Origin of the sequence: Sediminispirochaeta bajacaliforniensis DSM 16054 (assembly GCF_000378205.1) — a bacterium.
GTDB lineage: Bacteria > Spirochaetota > Spirochaetia > DSM-16054 > Sediminispirochaetaceae > Sediminispirochaeta > Sediminispirochaeta bajacaliforniensis.
The window spans coordinates 1-19,836 of the sequence record NZ_KB899413.1 but is presented as its reverse complement, the minus strand read 5'-3'; the positions used below and the strand labels follow the sequence as shown (position 1 = coordinate 19,836).

Genomic DNA, 19,836 nt, shown 5'->3' with positions numbered 1-19,836 from the left:
TGAAACGAATTGATTCGATAAAAGCTTATCAAGAGATCGCCCAAAACGCAAGCCGGATTATTGATGTGCTTTCTCATCTTCTCTGTTTGTGTTACACTTATTTATCCCTATGATCACTCTACCGGGGTATACAGTCGAGCGTCTCGTCTACCGGGGAAATCGCACCCTCCTTTATCGCGGTTTTCGGGGTAGCGACGGCTTGGCCGTTGCTCTAAAGGGACCTGTCAATACGGCGGATCCTGTTTCCCGTCAGCGACTCCGTGAAGAACAATTGATTCTTAAACAGTGTATTGCTCCCTGTTTTCCCACTCTCATTGATTATCTTGAAGAGGACGCCTTCCTTGTATTGGAGTGGATAGAGGGATCTCCCTTGGGCCAGGTGGTTCCCCGGGAGGGGTTTGAGCTGAACCGCTGGTTTGATCTTGCCCTCCAGATCGCAAAAATTCTGACACTATTGCAGGAGCATGAGATCGTACATCGGGATATTACCGGTTCCAACCTGCTTCTTGAATCTGCCACGGGAAGGGTTGTTCTCGTTGATTTCGGCCGTGCCTTTGTCTTTGGTCGCGATGAGGTTATCGCGCGTGGAGGCATAGGATCCTTGGAAAGCAGAGTTGCCTACCTCAGTCCTGAGGAGACTGGGAGGCTACTGCGTCCTATCGATTATCGTTCGGATTTCTATTCTGCCGGGATCTGTTTGTATGAATTGCTTATAGGCCGTCCGCCCTTTGTCGGCAATGCCCTGGAACTTGTCTATGCTCATTTGGCCAGGACGCCCGTTGCGCCCAAGGTACGTTCCGAGGAGATACCCGATGCCGTTTCGGCCATCGTCATGAGACTACTCGCAAAAATGCCTGAGGAACGTTACTCCAGTGCCCAAGGGCTGATGAATGATCTGGATAAGGCCCTGGAACTCTATCGGCTGGGCAAAAACGACCGTTTTGTTGCCGGAACCAGGGATCCCCATGCCGCTTTCTTACTGTCAGGAACATTATTCGGTCGTGACCGTGAGCTCGGTTCCTTACGCAAGGCCATTGATAGAAGTAAGGGATCCGGGGCGGAGCTCCTTCTGCTTGCGGCTGAGACGGGAATGGGGAAAAGTGCTCTTTTGCGTGAATTCGTCCGTCTGGAATCGGCCCAAACTCAGAGTGCATGGGTTGTATTTGGTCAGTGGCATGGTGAAGAGTCTGGAGGCAGTGCTCTCATCGAGGCAGCGAACGATCTTATTTATAGGATTCTTGGAGCCCATGAGAATGAGATAGCATATTGGGCATCGATATTTCGCAAGGAACTTGGTGATGCACTACCTCTCCTCCGGCGCCAGATTCCGGCCCTTTCCCTGATAGTCGGGGCTGCCGGTGAACAGGGGGAACTACCTGAAGAGGGAAAAACAATCGAGGCTATTGGATTGCTTTCACGTGCCATTGGTTCTCTTTTTCATGTGGTTTGTTCGCACTGCGACGGCCTGGTCCTCGTCCTCGACGATCTCCACTACGCTCCGAGATGGGAACTTGAGGTTTTGAAGAACATCCTCACCCTTGAAGCGACGAAACCGATGTTGGTCCTATCCTCCTATCGTCCGGAAGAGATCGACGCTTCTTCTTCTCTTTTTACGATCTTCGCCAAAATACCCGAGGATGTACGTATTTCCACCATGCTCTTGCACGGCCTCGAAGAAAAGGCCATCGGAGAGTGGATTTCCGAGAGCCTCGGACCGGCTTCCCATTCGTACATGCCCCAGACTAAAATTTTTGCCGAACGCTTTTCGGGTAATCCAATGCATATAGCGGAGGCACTTCGCCATATGCACGATTCGCAAGGATTGGTATATCGAACGGGCGAGGGCTGGTTTTTTGATCAACAGGTACTGGAAAAGCTTGAAGGGATCGAAAGCGTGAGAAAGCTTATCTTTGACTTTCTCGATCGTTTGAGTCCGGAAGCCCTGTCGCTTTTTGCTCTTATTCTCTGTTTCGGTGAACGAGTCGAAGAGCCGGAACTTAATCAGCTTCTTCCTGAGGTTGATATCCTCCCTTTACTCGAAAATCTGTACCGGTTGGGTTTTATCAAACGCTCTGCAAGCGGCGGCTGGGAATTGAGCTATCCGAAGCTACGAAAGCGGTTCCTGCGCGAATTGCCTGCCGAACTTATCGAGGAAAAGCATCTTGCCATAGGTCGCCTGCTTTTTTCCTCATATACTGCCGATGATGGGGTATCTTCACTTCAACGAGGCGTATCCCATATCCTGAAAGCCGACGTCAATCGCCTATCGGAGATGGAACGAAGGAAGATTGGTGAGGCTGCCCTTTCGATTTCAACCGCCCGTCTTGAGGCTGAAGAGTGTGATACGGCCATGACCATGATCGATGCGGCACAACAACTGATCGGGGCGGCACGCATTAATGCCGACGACGGGTTGTTTTCCCGTTACTACGGGCTACGCGCACGATGTCTTTTTATTCGTGGAAACATAGCCGAAGCGATCGGCCTTTTCGAAGATCTCATTAGGCGTGAACATGATCCCGTGGTCTGTTTGGAGCTGTACGGTGAGTTGATAGATGCCGCTACTCAACTTCGACGCTATGACGAGGCAATGGCGAATGGCAGACGTGCTTTTGCCTTGGCGGGGATTGATTTTCCCGAGGCGGAAAACGGTATCGAACCAATCGTCTCTGATCTGCCTCCCGTAAGCAGCGATAAAACAATGGATGCTTTTTCCCGCATGGCCGTACGTCTGCTTTCGGCAATACATGAGACAGACTATGACCTCTACATCTCCTACATACGTGTGTTGACAATCTATTTTTCCAAGCATGGAGGCCCTCCCGATACAAGCGTTTTGTTCATGCATGCCGCTGCCCTCTTTATTCCGGAGGGACGGTATGATGAGGCCGGAAGGCTTGCTCTGAGGGCCCTACGTGTAGCCGACGAGGCGAGAGACAATCGGTCCATGGTTTTATGTAGAGAGATCTACGGTCTTCGAATAGCCCCCTGGATCCTGCCTTTATCGGATATTTCTCCCATCTTGACCGAGGGGTTTCGTATCGGACGGGCCAATGGTGAAGGATGGTTTACCGGAGATATTCTCATCGCCCACCTGATCCACGAATTCTTCCTCTCCTCCGATCTTCATGATCTTTACCAGCGAAGCAAGGAATATGGGCGTATCATCAGGACCTTGCGCAATGGGACGGCTGGCCCCCTTCTCGATCTTTTTACCAGCTGTCTCGAACTCTTTCTGTCCGAGGAGAAAGATCAACAGCAACGGCTTCTTCTCTCTCAAGAAGAGTTGTTCCACAGCCTTATCCAGGGCCCCGACCACAAGGGATGGGTTTTGCTGTTCTCCTTTCGTTCCCTCTACGACCTTGTATTTGAAGATGATATAGGGTTTCACTTCGACGAAGGCCAGATCAGGAATGGAGCATTCTATCTCCAGGAAAGCTATCTCTTTGCTCCGTTTTTGCTGGCTCAGGCGCTTGGCTATATCAAAGTCGGTAATCTCCAGAAGGCAGCCCCTGCCGTTGATCGGCTGCGCCGCTTTGAGAGCGGCTGCGCCGATAATATTTCCCATCTGCGGCTCATGCTCGAAGCGGAGCTACGATCCCGGGAGAGTAATTCCGTCGAGATCGCCAATCTCTACGATGAGGCGATCAGAGGAGCCCAGCGGCAGGGAGACCTGTTCCACTGTGCCGTGGCAAATGAACTAAGCGGACGTTATCACGCTCGGGCTTCGCGGGAAAAGGTTGCCGGTCTCTATCTATTGGAAGCATATCGATATTGGTCCTACCTCGGAGTGAGAAGAAAGGCTGAAGCCTTGCGGAACGAATGGGGATCGCTTTTCCCTTCCTTCGAATCTTCGAGCGATCGAACCGCTTTGCCTGATTTCCCTCGTGAGCCCGGAGAAATCGGGCTCGATGCCTTTACCCTTTTGCGGGCCGGTCGTGATCTGACGGAGGAACTGCGGGAAGAGGTCCTCATAGAGCGAATGTTGCGCGTTATCCTGGAAAGTACCGGTGCCCAAAAGGCCTTTCTTATCCTTGTCCAGGATGACGAACTCTACCTCCGGGCTCGGTATCTGCCGGAAGAGGATGGCTTTAGCCTCTATCCGCTGACGGATGAGCCGGGGCGTCGGGGACGAGAACGGCTTATACAGTCGATAAATCTCTCCATTGGGGTTCTTCGCTATACGCGAAAGCGAAAAGAGCCTGTGGTCCTTGACGATGCCGCGATTCGGGGTATCTTTACCAGCGACCCCTATTTCAGGACGGCGGGGGTTCGTTCCCTTCTTTGTTATCCTCTTCCCGATACGGTCATCGGCTCTGGTATGCTGTATCTGGAAAATGATGCGGTTCCCGGGCTTTTCACGCCGACACGACTTGAAATTGTATCTATTCTTTCGAAACAGGCGATTATCAGCCTTCAGAACGCAAGGCTGTATGAGCATGCAAAATCGCTCAATCGGAACCTGCAGGAGGAGATCCTAAGAAGAAGCCAGGTTGAGGAGGGGCTTCTTGCTGCGCAAAAAGAGCTGAAACGGCTCAATGAAGAGTTGGAACATCGGGTTGAAGAGCGTACCAAGGATCTGCGAGATTCGTATCAGAAGCTGAAAGAGGCCCAGAAACAGCTTATCGAGTCGGAAAAACTGGCTTCTCTCGGTTCTCTTGTCGCAGGAATCGCCCATGAGGTCAATACGCCGATAGGAGTGGCTGTTACGGCAGCAACATTGCTTCAAGATCAGATACATGCCGCTTCACCCGATATCCACGACATGGAACAGACCTCCGATCTAATACTACGTAATCTCAAACGGGCAGGCGAGTTGATAGGCAGCTTCAAACAGGTTGCCGTCGACCAGGCCAGCGAGGCGTTACGCAGTTTTGACCTTCGCTCCTACATTGAAGATATTGTTCTCAGTCTCGGGCCGCGATTGAAGAAACGACCGATCTCGGTTGAGGTCGAGGTGGCACAAGGGATTACCGTTATAGGCTACCCCGGTGCCATTAGCCAGATATTTACTAATCTCATCAGCAATTCTCTGATCCATGCCTATGACGCTGACGATGCAGGAACGATCAGAATCGATGGATTTCAAAGGGAAGGGAGCGTCCTCATTCATTATCGCGACGATGGAAAAGGTATGGACGAAGAGAGTGTCAGGCGGGTTTTCGAACCCTTTTACACGACCCGTAGGGGAAGCGGTGGCAGCGGACTGGGGATGAATATCGTGTACAACCTGATTACCGGCAAATTGGGTGGATCGGTTTCCTGCGAAAGCACTCCGGGCAAGGGGGCGCTCTTTACCATCGACATACCCATCACTCCGCCAAAGCTTGCTTCATCTTCGTAATGGGGAAGAGTGGGAAGCCTCTTTCTGTATCCTTATATCTCTGAAAGGAAGGCGAGAAGCCGTTCTGCTCCCTCACGAAAAGCCTCTGCAGCAGGGCGGTGACGAAAACCGATAATCACGCCCAAGCCGCTGTTAACTGCCTCGTGAAGAAAGGAGGCGGTTAACTGGGTATAGGCCTGGACGTGGACCGATCCTGTTTTGCTCCGAAAGATCAAATGTTCCAGTTCGAAGGTTTTTGCCATCGTTTTTACTTGTCGTGATACCACGGGAAGAAGCTGCTTTACCAATTCGACATGTTTTTCGTGATAATGGTCGCTTTTTTCGATGAGGAGGGAAATTTGCCTTCTTCTGTCCCGTTCCTTTTGTCCATTATCCTCTTCCCGTTTTGGTACGGAGGATTCGATCAGATTCCTGACTGAGGATGATGCAAGAAGCTTGAAAAGGGCAAATTGAAAGAGCAGTAGTCCCGCTGGATTGCCTAATTCCGAAATGGTTTCGGCGGCAAGGTCGGCACGCATCAAAAGGGCGGTAACCTCTTTCTCAAATACGAGCCGTTTACGTTCGTCTCTATTTCGAAGAAAGGGGGCTGTCCGTTCCGATGCCGCCTCTGAGGCATCCCGAATAAGGGATAGAACCTTTTTTATCTGGAGAAAAAAGGGGTCGGAAAAAAGGGCATGGAAAAAATGTGCCAGAAGGTCGATTTCAGTACCTTCCGGTACAAGGGGCGTATCCATCTTGCTCCCCGAATATGCGGCAAGGTATGCAAAAAGCTCTTTTGCTACCATTGTTGAGTCGGTGGCCGTGTCTATGTCAAGAGAATAGACGAACCCCTTGAGTACCGATGTCGTTCTGGCACCGGAGGAGATGTGGCCCACCTTTTCGTCTATAAAGGCATCCAGCAACAGGCCACAGCTACTTTCCATGGAGCGAAGGAGAAGCGGCTCAATGGCGCTTTCGCCCGAGAGAAGATCCAATGCCGGGTCCGGCGGCAGGTAGGCAACATGGATCAGAGAGAACGATGAGGGATCAAGCCTTTCCTCTTCCGGAACATTATGATTGTAATTGCCCACCAGATCCCGGGGATCAAAATTGAGAGATTCTCTTCCCCGATATTTATTATGCCAAAGCAGGACCGGAACCCTGCGCTCAAGAGCCGCTGCTTTTCGCAGATAGGCTCCTGCCGCGGTGTGGCTAAGGGGATCGGGATTGGTTACAAGCAGCAGTGCCTGGGAAAAGGCAAGAAAGGCAAGGTTTTCTTCTTCATCCGTTCCTGCAGGCAGATCGAGGATGAGTATGTCACACCCTTGCTCCGCCTCTTTTGCACCTCCGTTATCCATATACCGTTTGAGATCGCGGTTTCGTCCTTTTTGCGAAGCAGCGATGGGAAAAAGAAGTTTTACCCGGGGAAAGATATCCAGGACGTAGTCCGATAACGGCAGCCGTGAGTCAATTGTTTCCGGTATTGCCTTCAGTTTTTCAGGGGCGATGTCGAGGGCTGATGCCACATCGGAAAGGGGATCGACGTCGATAATGGAAACCTTTAGGCCTTGTTTCGCCCACTGAAGTGCCAGGTTTACTGCAACCGTCGTTTTACCGACCCCACCTTTACCGGAAGCAATTGCAATCGTTGATCCCATATAATTATATGTACCATACATCAAACTGATTGTACAGTTCGTACTTTCATTGCGAAAAGTATACTACTGTTTCATACTTAGTGGTGTATGGACGATGAGATCATTACTGTCCTGGTCGATCAATCGGAGGATCGGGCCGAAATTACCACAATCCTGGAAGAAGAAGGCTATACGGTAGTTTCATGCGAGCAGCCGAACGAACTCTATGAGTTGATTGGTACAGGATCGGTTGCCGTGGTCATCCTTGATCAGCATGTCTCCGACCAGGCGGGAGATGCCGTTTGCGGAGTAATCAGAAGGCGTTTTCCCGGCATACCGCTTCAAATATTATTGGTTGCAAAGGCCCCCAATTCCGTTCAGGACTGCTTAAATAGCGGAGGGGATGATTTCGTCTGCAAGCCCATCCTCCGTCTCGAATTTCTTACAAGAATTCGGGCCTCACTTATTCGGGAGCGGGCCCAGCGGGATATTTACACCGAACGGGATTTTTTTCGGAATGCCGTTCGCTATGAAGAGGAACTTTCCAATCGCATTCTTGACCAGCACCTTCATCTGAAGGAGGCCTTTGCCAATATCGAAAAAATAAATCAGGAACTGGAGACCTCGAATCGAAGACTTGAAAAAATCGCCCGTTTTGATATTCTCAGCGGCTTGTTGAACCGGATGAGCCTTTTTCATGCCATTGACATCGAAATAGAACGAGCGGTACGAACCGGACGCAACTTATCGGGAATCATGGTTGATCTCGATTTTTTCAAGATGATAAACGATAACCATGGGCATTTGGCAGGAGACGAGGCCATTCGGATGGTCGGTAAGGTACTGATTCAGGAGATGAGGCGATATGATCAGGCCGGTCGCTACGGGGGGGAAGAGTTTTTTGTTGTACTTCCCGACAGTAATGGAGAACAGGCATTAGGAATCGCCGAACGCCTTCGAAAGAAGCTTGAATCATCGCCCTTTTTTTTCGATAGAAAAAAAATATCGCTTACGGCCTCCTTTGGTGTTACCACCTTCAGACCGGGGGAGAGCCGTGAACACTGGATCGGCAGGGCCGACAGGGCAATGTATCAGGCAAAGCAGGGAGGGCGGAATAGGGTTGTTCTTCTGGTCTGATTGTCTCTATGAAACGCTGATCAGGGTCTCTTTGTCGATCCGAACCCATACCGGCTTTCCTTTATTTTCTTCAAAGGCGTCGATTTCCCGTTCCGGCACCATGGCGCTGATCTCTGTCTCGTCGGCCAGGATGATTGTCGCCAAAGCTCGTCCGCCAAGATAACGGAGGCTTTTCATCTTCCCCCGAAGGGCGGAATCTTCCGGTTCCAAAAGGAGCGTGGCGTTTTCCGGGCGAAAAAAATCGTTTTTGCCTTCCCAGGTGATGGTTGATCCCTCTCCCAGAAAGCGTGCCGTAAAAAGTGTTGCCGGCCTTCTGTAGAGTGTCCGGGGAGCGCCCTGCTCAATAACCCTCCCTTCGTTCATGATCACGATCAAATCGCTCATAGAGAGCGCTTCATCCCGGTCATGGGTTACGTAGATTGTCGTAATTCCCAATTTTTTCTGTAATTCCCGTATTTCTTCCCTCAGCCGACTGCGAAGAGGGGCATCCAGAGCAGAAAGGGGCTCATCGAAGAGGAGAAGACGGGGATCCGGTGCTATGGCGCGGGCCAAGGCAACACGTTGTCGCTCTCCTCCGGAAAGGGTTTCCGGTTTACGCTTTTCAAAGCCCTCCAGACCGACCAGGGTAAGCATTTGAGTGACTCTGTCCGTAATCTCCTCTTTCTTTTGTCTCGCCCCCTGCCGTTGCTGTAGGCCATAGGCAACGTTTTCTTCAACACTCATGTGAGGAAAAAGGGCATAATCCTGGAAAACAAAACCGATGTCCCTTTTCCACGGCTCGAGACGCGAAAGTTCGATGTCGCCGAAGTATATGTGTCCCGAATCCGGAGGAATCAGACCCGATATCAGTTGTAGGGCCGTTGTTTTTCCCCCGCCCGAAGGCCCCAATAGGGTGATGAAACTGCCGATGTCGGCCTGAAATGATGCTTCAAAAGAGAAATCATCGAACTGTTTTACCAGTTGCTCTATAATAAGTTTCACGTCACATCTCCTTTTTTTTGCGAGTCGATCGATCAAGTAGCAAAAAGGCGACGGCACACAGCACGATCAGTACCGTACCGAGGGCACTTGCCCGATGAAACTGATATGAACCAATCAGTCGATAGATGGTAATGGGCAGAGTGGGAAAGCTGCCGCCGGAAAGGGTAAGGGTTGCATTCATCTCTCCCACCGATAGGGCGAAGGCAAAGGCAGCGGCAGAGAAGAGAGATGATTCCAGCATCGGCAATTCGATATCGGCAAAGGCCTTGGCAGGCCTTGCTCCAAGAGATATTGCGGCCCTTCGATACGATCCGTCGATTTTTGCCAGGGCGGTAACAATGCTGCGGTAGACAAAGGGAAAGGCGATGACACTATGGGCCCCGGCGATGAAGAGGGGAACGGACGTGAGCATGGGATATGCGACGGAGATGGCGAGATATCCACTTCCGAGGATGACGGTGGAAATGCTCATGGGAAGGCTTGCCGTCAGCTCAAACAACTTTGCCCGTTTTCCTCCCGAACGAACCGTGGCCAGGGCAAAGAGGGTGGCCGTCGGTATCGTGATAAGCAGGGTAAGTCCCGAAAGAAGAAGAGAACCGGCAATAGACCTCGCTGCAGTTATCGAGAAGGTGTCCGGTCCGGAGACGGCGAAGATTCCGGCGAACCAGCGGAGTGAGAAGCGGGGCGCAGCAAGGGGACCTTCCACCTCGAGAAATCCGCTGGCAACTACCCCGAGAAGTGGTCCTATAACAAGAATAACCATTGCAAGTCCGTATACCGCACCCAAAAGCCTGACCTTAGGATTCCTGCCCCGAACAATGCGATGATCCCGATCGGATGCTCCTATGCCTGTGAACCTGCTTTCCGTTCCAAAATTTAGTAAAAGAGGAAGGAGCGTAAGGCATGCTGCAATGAGCGCCACTCTCCCTGCTGCCTGTAGATCCAGATTGATTCTGGCAAGGCGGAAGATTTCCACTTCGATTGTCGTTGTTTTCGGGCCGCCGCCCAGTACCATGACGACTGCAAAACTTGAAAAGCAAAATAGGAAGACCAAAAGCATACTTGAAACAACTGCAGGCATCAGCTGGGGCAGGGTGATGGTCCTAAAGACTGCCGAGCGTTTTGCTCCCAGAAGCTGTGCAGCCTGCTCCTGCTTTTCGGGGATTGCCTCCCAGTGAGAGGCTACGATTCGAAGTACGACGGGGAAATTGTAAAAACCGTGGGCCAGAAGTATTCCTTTCAGCGAGTACAAGATTTTCAGCGGCGGTGTACCGCTACCGGTAAGCTGCATCAGAAAACGATTTATAATCCCGTTGTTGCCGAAAATCGTCACGAAGCCGAGTACGACCAGTATCGGTGGGATGACAAAGGGGACGACACTCAGGGACCTGAGAATCTTTTTTCCGGGAAAATCGCACCGGGCAATAAAATAGGCGCCGGGAAGCCCCATGGCAAGGGCGATAAGGGAACTCAAGAAGGCCTGAAGAAAGGTGAATCCGAGGATCCTCAGCAGATTTTCGTCCCGTACGCTAGCGAGAAGCGGTAGGAGGGAGATCTCCCCCGCCTCATTGATAAAGGCACCGGAAAGAATGGTGAGCAGGGGAATGAAAAAAAACAGGAATAGAAAGATAAGCCCCGGCAGCGCTGCCAAAGCAACACCGCCGCTTATGCTCCTGTTTCGGGAATCGTTATTCATTGCAGCAAGGCCTTGGTCCAGAGCTCAATCAGTGTATCGACGGTTTTGCCGTCCGGAGCAGGGTTGATCTGCAGCTGCTTATCGGGTTTGGGGGCAAGGCGGAAGGAATCGGGAAGTGGGGTCCCTTCTCTCACCGGATACATCCAGTTCGTCAAAGGGATCACTGCCTGTGCATCTTCGGAGATTAAGAAGTCGATGAAGGCCTCGGCCGCCTTTCTATGCTTTGTGCCTGCCACCACACCGGCCCCTTCGATTTGCATATAGTGACCTTCGGGAAAAATAAGGGCCTTGTATCGTTCCGTGCCTTCATATTCGAGATGATAGGGGGGGCTGGTGGTATAGCTGATCACCAGAGGAGCCTCGCCGCTGGTGAAGAGGCCGTAACCGGTGTCCCAGCTGGAGCTGACTGTAAGGATATTCGGGGCAAAGGCCTTCCAAAAGTCGAAAAGCTTGTCGCCGTAGATTTTTTCGCTCCACAGCAGAAGTCCCAGGCCGGGGGTGCTGGTTCTGGGGTCCATGATGATGATTTTTTCCTTAAACCGCGGGTCGGTAAGATCGGCAAAACTCTGGGGAGGATTTTCAAGGGCCTGGCTATCCCAAATGAAGGCAAAGTCGCTGTAATCGTAGGGGGTCAGGAGGTCGTCTTCGAATCTGAGAGAAGAATCGACCTTTTTAAGTTCCGGCGATGTGTAGGATCGAAAGATCCCCTCTTCTTCAGCCTTAGGAAAGAGGTTGTTGTCGATACCGATCGCCACATCGGCAACGGAGGCCTCTTTTTCGTTGATAAGCCGCTGGAGGGTCTGGCCCGCGTCTCCCGGTGCGACATAGTTTACCGTAATACCGCTTTGTTCGGTAAATTGTTTTGCGATCTCCGGACCTGGACCCCATTCGGAAATAAAACTGTCGTAGGTATAGACGGTAATCCCGTCTGTTTCTGGTTTGGTTCTTCCTACCATGATCGTTGCGATGAAAATCACGCCGATCACAGCAAGAAGGAGGGGAAGGTAACGTTTCATCTTCGTCTCCTGGTATAACGTGTCGGGTGAATCTGTGAGGGGCTTTGGACGGATACAGGACGCTCCCTTCGCCGGTATTAACCGGATCAGGTTCAACGGGTGTAATCTCAGGCTTTTCCCATCAGAGGAAAAACCACCCCACGCGATTCAGCTGTTATGATGGTATGATCCTACCGCTATGGTGTCAAGAGGGCAGGGCGGGGAAGCGAAGTAGGAAACTGGCACCCTCTCCCCTGCTGCTTTCCAGTGCCACGGTTCCGCCGTGGAGCAGCATGATGTGTTTCACAATGGCAAGCCCCAATCCTGTTCCTCCCATGTCTCGGCTACGAGCCTTTTCCACACGGTAAAATCGTTCGAAGATCCGTTCCTGATCCGCTTCGGGGATACCGGGACCGTTGTCCTGGACCTCTAATAATATGCGCCTATCCTCTTCTCTCTCGCAGCGAACCAGCACCACACTGCCTTCCGGACAGTATTTGACGGCATTATCCACGAGGTTGACCACAGCCTGTTCTATGAGGTGTCCGTTGCCGAGAATTTCCAGCTCGCGGTCACATTCCACATGAATATCGATTGATTTTTCGTCGGCCCTGCCTTGGCAAATGGAAATGGCTTCGTTTACCGGATGGCAGAGGGGGATTATTTCCATACCTATCCCCGACTCTTCATCATTCTGTTCAAGACGGCTCAGGGTTAAAAGGTCGTCAATGATATTTCCCAACCTCGTTGTCTGATTCTGTACGATGGTAAGGAATCGAAAAGCATTTTCCCTATCGTCTATGGCTCCGTCGAGGAGGGTTTCGACAAAGCCCTTGATGGAGGTAATCGGCGTCTTCAGCTCATGGGAAACATTGGCGACGAACTCTTTCCGCATTCGTTCAAGCTGTTTTAAGGTGGTGATATCGTTCATCACCAGGATAAGGCGTTGCTGCGGGTAGCGGCTATTCTTATCAGCCGTAACAGCCTCTATTGTTGATGCGTTGACCTGAAGGTGAATCTCCTTTGCTTCGCCCGGAATGACAAGGGAACATTGACGAACCCCACGTGCGACAAGGGCTTCCTGCGCAAAGGTATTGAGTTCTGTGTTTCTCATAACCTGAATGAGACTTTTACCGATAACCGGATCGTAAGAACTGCTCACAAGCCGTGCCGCAGCAGGGTTGATCTCGGTGATGACCAGGTTACGGTCGAGTACGATGACCGCTTCGTTCATGCCGGTCAGTACCGCTTCCAGCTCCTGCTTTTGGCGTGTTACCTCGTCGATTCTGCTTGTCAGAGCCTGCGCCATTTTTTGCAAGGCGTCTGCCGTGGTGACGATTTCGGCAGGGCCGTCGACATGAATCGGCTGAGAAAAATCGAACCGGGCGTATGCAGAAGCACTTTTGGATATGGCTGCAAGAGGTACGGTAATTTTTCGCGATACGGCCACCATGGCTGCAACGGCGAGCCCTAAAAGCAGGGCGGTGATGATCGTTATCGAGAGGGCCGCTGCGGCAAGCAGCTTTTTGACATTTGCTTCCGGGAGGCTCAGACGAAGGACCGCAATGACCTTCCCTGACGCATCATCGATGGGAAAGGCATAGTAAAGCATGGAAATTGCAAGGGTGGGGCTTTTCCTTAGGCTGAACGAGGCCTCTCCCCGTATCGCTTGCCGAATTTCCACTCGGTGTGCATGATTTTCCATCACCAAAGGGTCTTCATGGCTATCAGCGAAGACGAAACCGTTGGGCTTGATGAAGGTTACCCGGAAAGGGCTGGCCGGACCGATCTTTCGGGTTATCTCCTTGGCTTTCGCCTCCAGTTCTCCGTTTTCGAAAGGGAGGGCAGCAAGTAGAAGCTCTCCTGCAGTTTTCAGACGATGATACTGTTCTTTAAAGATCAGCTGCCTGAAATTCCTGAAAGAGAAGAAGGCTACGGATACGGCAAGCAGCAGGAAGAGAAGCACAAGGGGAGGGAACATGTAACTGAGAACAGGACGTCTTTTTGAAAGTACCATGGCGTTACCTTGCGGGTGCTTTACACCCGCTCCTTCATTCGGTAACCCACACCCCTGACCGTCTCGATGTAGTCACCTTTAGCTTTGAGTTTTTTTCTTAAACCGAGAATCTGCACATCCACCGATCGTTCGGTTACCGGATAGTCCTCACCCTTCACGGCCCCTATGATCTGACTTCGGCTGAAGACCCAACCCGGATTTCGAGCGAGGAATTCCAATATTGAGAACTCCGTGACGCTGAGATCCAATGAGACGTCGGAACATTTCACCTCATGCCGTATCGTATCGATGACGATATCGTGGATTGTGATGACCGGTTCCTCTCTCGGGGGAAACTCTTTCAGCTGTTTGCGGCGAAGCAGTGCCCGTATCCTTGCCACCAGAACCTTCGGACTGAAGGGCTTTGTCATATAATCATCGGCGCCCACCTCAAGGCCGCTGATCACGTCGGAATCCTCGCTCTTTGCGGTAAGCATGATAATCGGTATATCCTTGACCTCATCCCGTGAGCGGATACGCTTACAAACCTCGACCCCGTCTATACCGGGAAGCATAAGGTCAAGAATAATGAGATCCGGTTGTTTTGCAGCCGCTGTTGCGGCCGCAGCCTCACCTGTTTCAACGGTGATGACCGAGTATCCCTCCCTCTCAAGGTTGTATTTCAATAGTTCAAGAATATCGTGTTCGTCGTCAACGACAAGAATAGTTTCGTGTGCCACGGATTACCCCTTACATATTTAGTTCGATATGCTTTCCGGTACAGTCATAAACCACCCATTCACTGATGTTTGTGGCGTGGTCCCCAAAACGCTCGAGCCAACGTGATACAAAGAGAAGCGTTGTAGCCTGATCGATGTTCTTTACATCGCTCATCATGTAGGTCAGAAGTTCCCTCCATATCTGATTGTGAAGGCTGTCTATTCTGTCGTCTATCTTGGCAACAGCGATTGCTTTATCCTGGTCGTTTTCCGCAAATGCGGTCAGCACCTCATGGAGCATCTCGATGCCGTATTCGGCCATCTTTGGGAGGTCTATTAGATCCTTGATATAGTGCTGCTCCGCAAGTTTTTTCGCCGCCTTTGCAATATGTACCGCATGGTCACCCATCCTTTCCAGCTGGGTGACGATCTTCAAACTGGTGATGACATGACGCAGGTCCCCTGCCACCGGCTGTTCTGTTGCAATGAGCAGGGTCAAGGTATCCTGAATTTTCAACTCAAGATTGTTGATAATCTCATCATCGCGGATAACCTTATCCGCCAGGTTGATATCCTGATCGAGCATGCACTGCATCGATTTTCTTACCGCCTCTTCCACAAAGGCCCCCATCTTCAGAATCTCTCTGTCGTTGGCCCTCATCTCATCGCTATAATGCTGTCGCAGCGTATTATGATCCATGCCTTTATTCTCCTTACCTCAATGATTCATCAACCGAATTTACCGGTGATATATGCCTCGGTTTTCGGGTTCGTCGGGCTGAAAAAGATCTGTTCTGTGGCACCGACCTCCTCAATGACACCGTTGAGGAAAAAAGCGGTGGTATCGGAAATCCGTCCTGCCTGCTGCATATTGTGAGTGACGATAACGATAGTATAGCTTTTTTTCAGCTCATCAATCAAATCTTCGATTCTACTGGTGGAAATCGGATCGAGGGCGGATGTCGGTTCATCCATCAGCACGACATCGGGTTCCACCGCCAATACCCGTGCGATACAAAGCCTCTGTTGCTGACCTCCCGATATACCGAGGGCCGGTTTATGAAGCCTATCCTTGATCTCTTCCCAAATAGCGGCCTGCTTGAGACTCCACTCGACAATTTCGTCCAGGGTCCTCTTATCTTTGATGCCGTGTATTCTTGGACCATAGGCGACGTTATCATACACGGACATGGGAAAGGGGTTCGGCTTCTGAAAGACCATGCCGATTTTTTTCCTCAGCTCGATGGGATCATAGTTCCTATAAATGTCTCTCGTTTCATAGCTGATCGTTCCGGTGATATGGACCCCGTCGATCACGTCGTTCATCCTATTGAGGGTACGGATGAAGGTCGATTTTCCGCATCCCGAGGGACCGATAAGGGCGGTGACCTCCTGCTCGGCAATATCGATGTTCAGTTTATGCAGGGCCTGGAAATCTCCATAGAAAAGGTCCAGGTCCCTGACGGTAAGTTTGATCTTTTTTTCCTGGTCCGTTGTTTCTTTGCTTATATTCATAGCATTATACCTCTCCATGGCTATTTCCCCGCTTTTTTGTTAAGACGCCCGATAAGCGAGGTCGTTGAGTAATTTACCAAAAGGATAATAAAAATCAGAATGGCTCCGGTTGCAAAGCTTCTGTCGAAGCTGATCGCTTCGGAGAAGAGATTGTAGAGGTGGAGGGACAGTACCCTGGCGGAGGAACTGGGGCCTCGTACAAGCTCGTAGTTTGAGCCGAGGGTATAGATGAGTACCGCTGTTTCTCCAACCGTCCTGCCTACGGCAAGGATGATACCGGTGAGAATCCCGGGGGTTGCCGCCGGAACAACGACCTTTGCAATGGTCTGTAGTTTTGTTGCTCCCAGGGCAAGGCTTCCCTCCCTGAAGGAGAGGGGCACCGATTTCAGCGCCTCTTCACTTGTCCGTATGATGGTCGGCAGAATCATCATGGTCACGGTAAGGGTTGCAGATATAAATCCGATGCCGAGGCCCAGCATGTCGACGAAGAAAATGAAACCGAAAAGGCCGAAAACAATAGATGGAATTCCCGCCAGCGTTTCCGTTCCCAGCCGCAGTATGCGGACAACCCTGCCTTGTTTGGCATATTCGACCATATAAATAGCCCCCAATACCCCGATTGGCGTGGAAAAGAGGAGGGTAAAAAGGATGAGAAAGAAGGTATTGATGATGATGGTCGATATTCCTCCCCATTTCCCTGAACGTGCAGGGGCTTCTACCAGGTAATGCCAGTCGAGATTTTGCCGAACCTCCAGACGATCGAAGGTGAGCATCGGTCTGTCGTCGATATCCTTAACATCCTCCCAATAGGTCATGCCGATGGCCCCGGGCAATGAGTCTATCGTTTCGAAAAACTCTTCCGGTGTATCGACATACAGAATCCCCTGATCCAAGATCGTATCCTTTTTCCCGAGGATCAAATCAAGGAGCCCTCCCCGTATTCCGGCATTTTTCGAATAGGCAACAGGCCTGATGGGAAGATCGATACCACCTATCTCCTGCCAATTATTTACCTTTCCGGTAAAGATCGCCTGAAGATCATCGTTATCGATTGTCTGGATCTGCACATTATCGACGATTTTTTCAACCGACGCGTTTACAGGAGCTGCTATTCTTCTGATCGGGACGACCTTAACACTCCGGGGAAGGGTTTCGACCATGGCGGAGGGGATAAAACCAATTCCCCCCGGGGTAGAGGAAACAGCCTGTATCATCGCCTTGCCGTCTTTTTCCAGCGTAACATGTTTGCTGTAGTTTTCCCGATTTGCGAGAATTATCTCTGCTCCGGCAGCACCCTCCTCCGATTCGGAGGCAAGGGCGAAGAGCTCGACATCGAGATTTTGGCCTGTTATGTCTCCCCAATTCGGTTGACGCCGTTTTGTGTACATCTCAAACAGTTCGGCCGAGGTAAGGTCGTCTTTGAGTCTGACCTTTCGCTGAATAATCATCGAAATCGGAGCTGTTGGATGGTCCGGGTCGGTGGCCACCATTTCGGTGGCATCGGTCACTTGATAGTGGAGATGATTTACGGAGACAAAGCCTCGATACAGAACATAGAGGATAATCCATGCGAGGATGACGATCGTAAGGACAACAAAGAACCAGATAATACCCTTTGCAATGCCTTCCTGAAGATGCGCTTTTTTTGTCTGGCTAAGTGGGCTCATGCCGCTCCTTCCTTGTCAAGTTTCCGTTTCAGCGTTCGCTGTACAACGAGATTGATAATGAGAATGAAAAGAAAGAGCACAATACCTGTTGAGAAAAGACTGGTTTCATGCAAACTTCCAACTTCCGCATATTTAAGGTCGGTGACGATATTCATGGTAAGGGTTCTGACATGGCTCAAAGGACCTGTCGGCATGATGGGGGAGTTCCCTGCGACCATGAGAACGGCCATGGTTTCTCCTACCGCCCGTCCGATTCCAAGTACTACCCCTGCAATGATACCGCTTCGTGCTGCCGGAATAATGGTCCTTACAATGCTCTGCCAGTGGGTCGCCCCCAAAGCCAGACTTCCCTCTTTGAGTTCGGAAGGAACGGACCTGATGGAGACCTCGGTAATGTTGATAATGGTAGGCAAAATCATGATGGCCAAAATGATCGAGGCCGTCAGGATTCCGAGGCCGGTGGTACTGTTTGAAAGGTTACGAATAATCGGAGCGATAAAGAAGAAGCCGAATAGGCCGTAGATGACCGAGGGAATGCCTGCCAAAAGTTCGACACCGCTCCTGATGATTTTTGCCGCCCGCGGTTTTGCCATCTCCGCCATAAAGATCCCGACTGCCAGCCCCATGGGTACAGCGATAATCAATGCTCCCAGGGTGACCCAGATCGATCCGACGATAAAGGCCCATATGCCGAAGCTCGGTTCCTTTGCCGTGGGTTTCCAATTTGTGCTGAAGAGAAAGTCGGTAAGACGCACACTTTTGAAAAGCGGAAGTCCTTCGGCAAGAATAAAAAGCGTAATGAAGATGACACTCAACACGGAGATCGACGCGAAGATGAAAAGGATAGCTTCCATAACCTTTTCTATCTGTTTTCGTCTTGTTTCTTTCACGTTAGAAATACCTCATTTCGGTTTCGCTATGTGAAGAATGCCCGGCTTATGTGGCTGTTTTGTCAGGATAATGTTAAAAAACGGTTAATAGTGTTTCTGAAAGAAAAGGCCGTCCGAGAGAAGCGGACGGCCGACTTGAGAATATTCCTTGCTGTAAAACTATGGGAGGCGGATGAAATCGAGGTCTTCGACAATGTCCTGGCCATCTTCGCTGAGAAGATAGTCGACAAAGGCCTGCTCTACTTCACCGGCCTGAGAAAGGGGACCGATGTGTACTACGTTAAGGTAGCGCCATACAGGATAGCTCTTATTGTAGACATTCTTTACATCGGGTTCGATTCCTTCAAGTGTCAAAGCCTTAACACCTTTTTCATGGGTAAACCCGAGACCGACGTAACCGATGGCATAGGGGGTTGAACCAACCTTAGCAGCCATATCCCCGTTTCCGGTTGTTACAGAAGCAGAAGCCATAAACTCCTTGTCGGCCTTTTTCATGACATGGCCTTCAAAGGTCTCATAGGTTCCGGATGCCTCATCACGGTTGAAAACAACGATCGGAGCATCTGGGCCACCGACCTCTTTCCAGTTGGTGATGTCGCCTGCATAGATCGATGCAAGGTTTGCCATGGAGATGTTACTGATGGAGACACTGCTCTGATTTACAATGGCGGCAATGGCGTCGAGGGCGATATGGGTAGCTTCGACTCCCTGGGCCTTTTCTCCATCCTTGGGTTCACGGCTGGCTGCTCCGAGGCTGTAGGTCCCGGCAATGATGCCCTTGATACCGGTACTGGAACCGACACCTTCATAACTGATGTGAACATCGGGATAGAGCTCTTTCCATTCTTCGATAGCAGCCTGAATGATCGGATCGACGGTTGTGGAGCCTCCGAAGGCATAGTCCCCGCTGAACTGCGAAGCACTTGCCGCTGCACCAGATTCTTGTTTACCTCCAGCAAAAAGAACAAAGCTTGCTGCAAGAAAAAGGACAAGCAGCATGGAAATTTTCTTCATATTTTCCTCCGTTATGGATGATGTTGTGTTGTAGTAACAATGAAGTGGGGCAATGAGGAAATAGTGAAGATAAAATGAGAATTCTGTTAAAGAATTAACTACTGTCCGGAATCGTGGTGATTCCTTTACCTTTAAGCCCATGCATAAGAAGGCAGATAGTCAATCATCCATCGTAAGGCCGTGGGAATGCACCTGACCCACAGCTCCCTCCCACTCCGATTCATGGGCTGGTTCCGTAAGAAAAACCTCCGCCTGGTATACAGACT

The 19,836-nt window shown here is 50.8% G+C and carries 13 protein-coding genes and 1 riboswitch; of the genes, 2 read left to right on the top strand and 11 right to left on the bottom strand.

The window, feature by feature from the left end; all coding sequences use genetic code 11:
- Positions 1–109: 109 nt before the first annotated feature.
- On the top strand, positions 110–5,344 hold the full coding sequence (locus tag F459_RS0108760) for a protein kinase domain-containing protein (RefSeq protein ID WP_020612358.1): 5,235 nt from the start codon (positions 110–112) through the stop codon (positions 5,342–5,344).
- 32 nt (positions 5,345–5,376) lie between these two features.
- Here the strand turns inward: F459_RS0108760 and F459_RS0108755 are convergent, their stop codons facing one another.
- Positions 5,377–6,981, bottom strand: coding sequence for a P-loop NTPase (locus F459_RS0108755; protein WP_281167836.1), 1,605 nt, complete (start codon positions 6,979–6,981; stop codon positions 5,377–5,379).
- A gap of 87 nt (positions 6,982–7,068) precedes the next feature.
- Between F459_RS0108755 and F459_RS0108750 the strand changes: the two genes are divergently transcribed.
- Positions 7,069–8,097 (top strand): GGDEF domain-containing response regulator, encoded by a 1,029-nt coding sequence (locus F459_RS0108750; protein ID WP_020612356.1) that lies wholly within the window; start codon positions 7,069–7,071, stop codon positions 8,095–8,097.
- Between the two features lie 6 nt (positions 8,098–8,103).
- Here the strand turns inward: F459_RS0108750 and F459_RS22160 are convergent, their stop codons facing one another.
- From F459_RS22160 to F459_RS0108700, 10 genes are all read right to left on the bottom strand, one after another.
- Positions 8,104–9,078: an ABC transporter ATP-binding protein gene (locus F459_RS22160; protein WP_020612355.1), complete on the bottom strand. Its 975-nt coding sequence runs from the start codon at positions 9,076–9,078 to the stop codon at positions 8,104–8,106.
- Between the two features lies 1 nt (position 9,079).
- Positions 9,080–10,774, bottom strand: a complete 1,695-nt coding sequence (locus tag F459_RS0108740) for an ABC transporter permease (RefSeq protein ID WP_020612354.1) — start codon at positions 10,772–10,774, stop codon at positions 9,080–9,082.
- Complete coding sequence (locus F459_RS0108735) at positions 10,771–11,790, bottom strand: thiamine ABC transporter substrate-binding protein (protein WP_020612353.1); 1,020 nt, start codon at positions 11,788–11,790, stop codon at positions 10,771–10,773. Before F459_RS0108735 ends, F459_RS0108740 begins: the two co-directional genes overlap by 4 nt.
- A 45-nt stretch (positions 11,791–11,835) precedes the next feature.
- Positions 11,836–11,941: riboswitch (TPP riboswitch) on the bottom strand.
- Positions 11,942–11,974: 33 nt separating this feature from the next.
- A complete protein-coding gene (locus tag F459_RS0108730) occupies positions 11,975–13,786 on the bottom strand; it encodes an ATP-binding protein (RefSeq protein WP_020612352.1) in 1,812 nt (603 codons plus the stop codon).
- A 20-nt stretch (positions 13,787–13,806) separates the two neighbouring features.
- Positions 13,807–14,505, bottom strand: a complete 699-nt coding sequence (locus F459_RS0108725) for a response regulator (protein WP_020612351.1) — start codon at positions 14,503–14,505, stop codon at positions 13,807–13,809.
- A gap of 10 nt (positions 14,506–14,515) precedes the next feature.
- Positions 14,516–15,184: a phosphate signaling complex protein PhoU gene (gene phoU, locus F459_RS0108720; protein ID WP_020612350.1), complete on the bottom strand. Its 669-nt coding sequence runs from the start codon at positions 15,182–15,184 to the stop codon at positions 14,516–14,518.
- Between the two features lie 29 nt (positions 15,185–15,213).
- Positions 15,214–15,993 carry a phosphate ABC transporter ATP-binding protein PstB gene (pstB, locus tag F459_RS0108715; protein WP_407636025.1) on the bottom strand — a complete coding sequence of 260 codons (780 nt, stop codon included), beginning with the start codon at positions 15,991–15,993 and terminating at the stop codon, positions 15,214–15,216.
- 26 nt (positions 15,994–16,019) lie between these two features.
- Positions 16,020–17,666 carry a phosphate ABC transporter permease PstA gene (pstA, locus tag F459_RS0108710; protein ID WP_020612348.1) on the bottom strand — a complete coding sequence of 549 codons (1,647 nt, stop codon included), beginning with the start codon at positions 17,664–17,666 and terminating at the stop codon, positions 16,020–16,022.
- On the bottom strand, positions 17,663–18,556 hold the full coding sequence (gene pstC / locus F459_RS0108705) for a phosphate ABC transporter permease subunit PstC (RefSeq protein ID WP_020612347.1): 894 nt from the start codon (positions 18,554–18,556) through the stop codon (positions 17,663–17,665). Before pstC ends, pstA begins: the two co-directional genes overlap by 4 nt.
- Before the next feature lie 159 nt (positions 18,557–18,715).
- Positions 18,716–19,570: a phosphate ABC transporter substrate-binding protein gene (locus F459_RS0108700; RefSeq protein WP_020612346.1), complete on the bottom strand. Its 855-nt coding sequence runs from the start codon at positions 19,568–19,570 to the stop codon at positions 18,716–18,718.
- Between the last annotated feature and the right edge of the window lie 266 nt (positions 19,571–19,836).

Bases quoted from the DNA above. Each gene is read 5' to 3' on its own strand.
- F459_RS0108760 (WP_020612358.1), top strand. From the start codon at position 110: ATGATCACTCTACCGGGGTATACAGTCGAGCGTCTCGTCTACCGGGGA.
- F459_RS0108755 (WP_281167836.1), bottom strand. From the start codon at position 6,981: ATGGGATCAACGATTGCAATTGCTTCCGGTAAAGGTGGGGTCGGTAAA.
- F459_RS0108750 (WP_020612356.1), top strand. From the start codon at position 7,069: ATGGACGATGAGATCATTACTGTCCTGGTCGATCAATCGGAGGATCGG.
- F459_RS0108740 (WP_020612354.1), bottom strand. From the start codon at position 10,774: ATGAATAACGATTCCCGAAACAGGAGCATAAGCGGCGGTGTTGCTTTG.
- F459_RS0108735 (WP_020612353.1), bottom strand. From the start codon at position 11,790: ATGAAACGTTACCTTCCCCTCCTTCTTGCTGTGATCGGCGTGATTTTC.
- F459_RS0108730 (WP_020612352.1), bottom strand. From the start codon at position 13,786: ATGGTACTTTCAAAAAGACGTCCTGTTCTCAGTTACATGTTCCCTCCC.
- phoU (WP_020612350.1), bottom strand. From the start codon at position 15,184: ATGGATCATAATACGCTGCGACAGCATTATAGCGATGAGATGAGGGCC.
- pstA (WP_020612348.1), bottom strand. From the start codon at position 17,666: ATGAGCCCACTTAGCCAGACAAAAAAAGCGCATCTTCAGGAAGGCATT.
- F459_RS0108700 (WP_020612346.1), bottom strand. From the start codon at position 19,570: ATGAAGAAAATTTCCATGCTGCTTGTCCTTTTTCTTGCAGCAAGCTTT.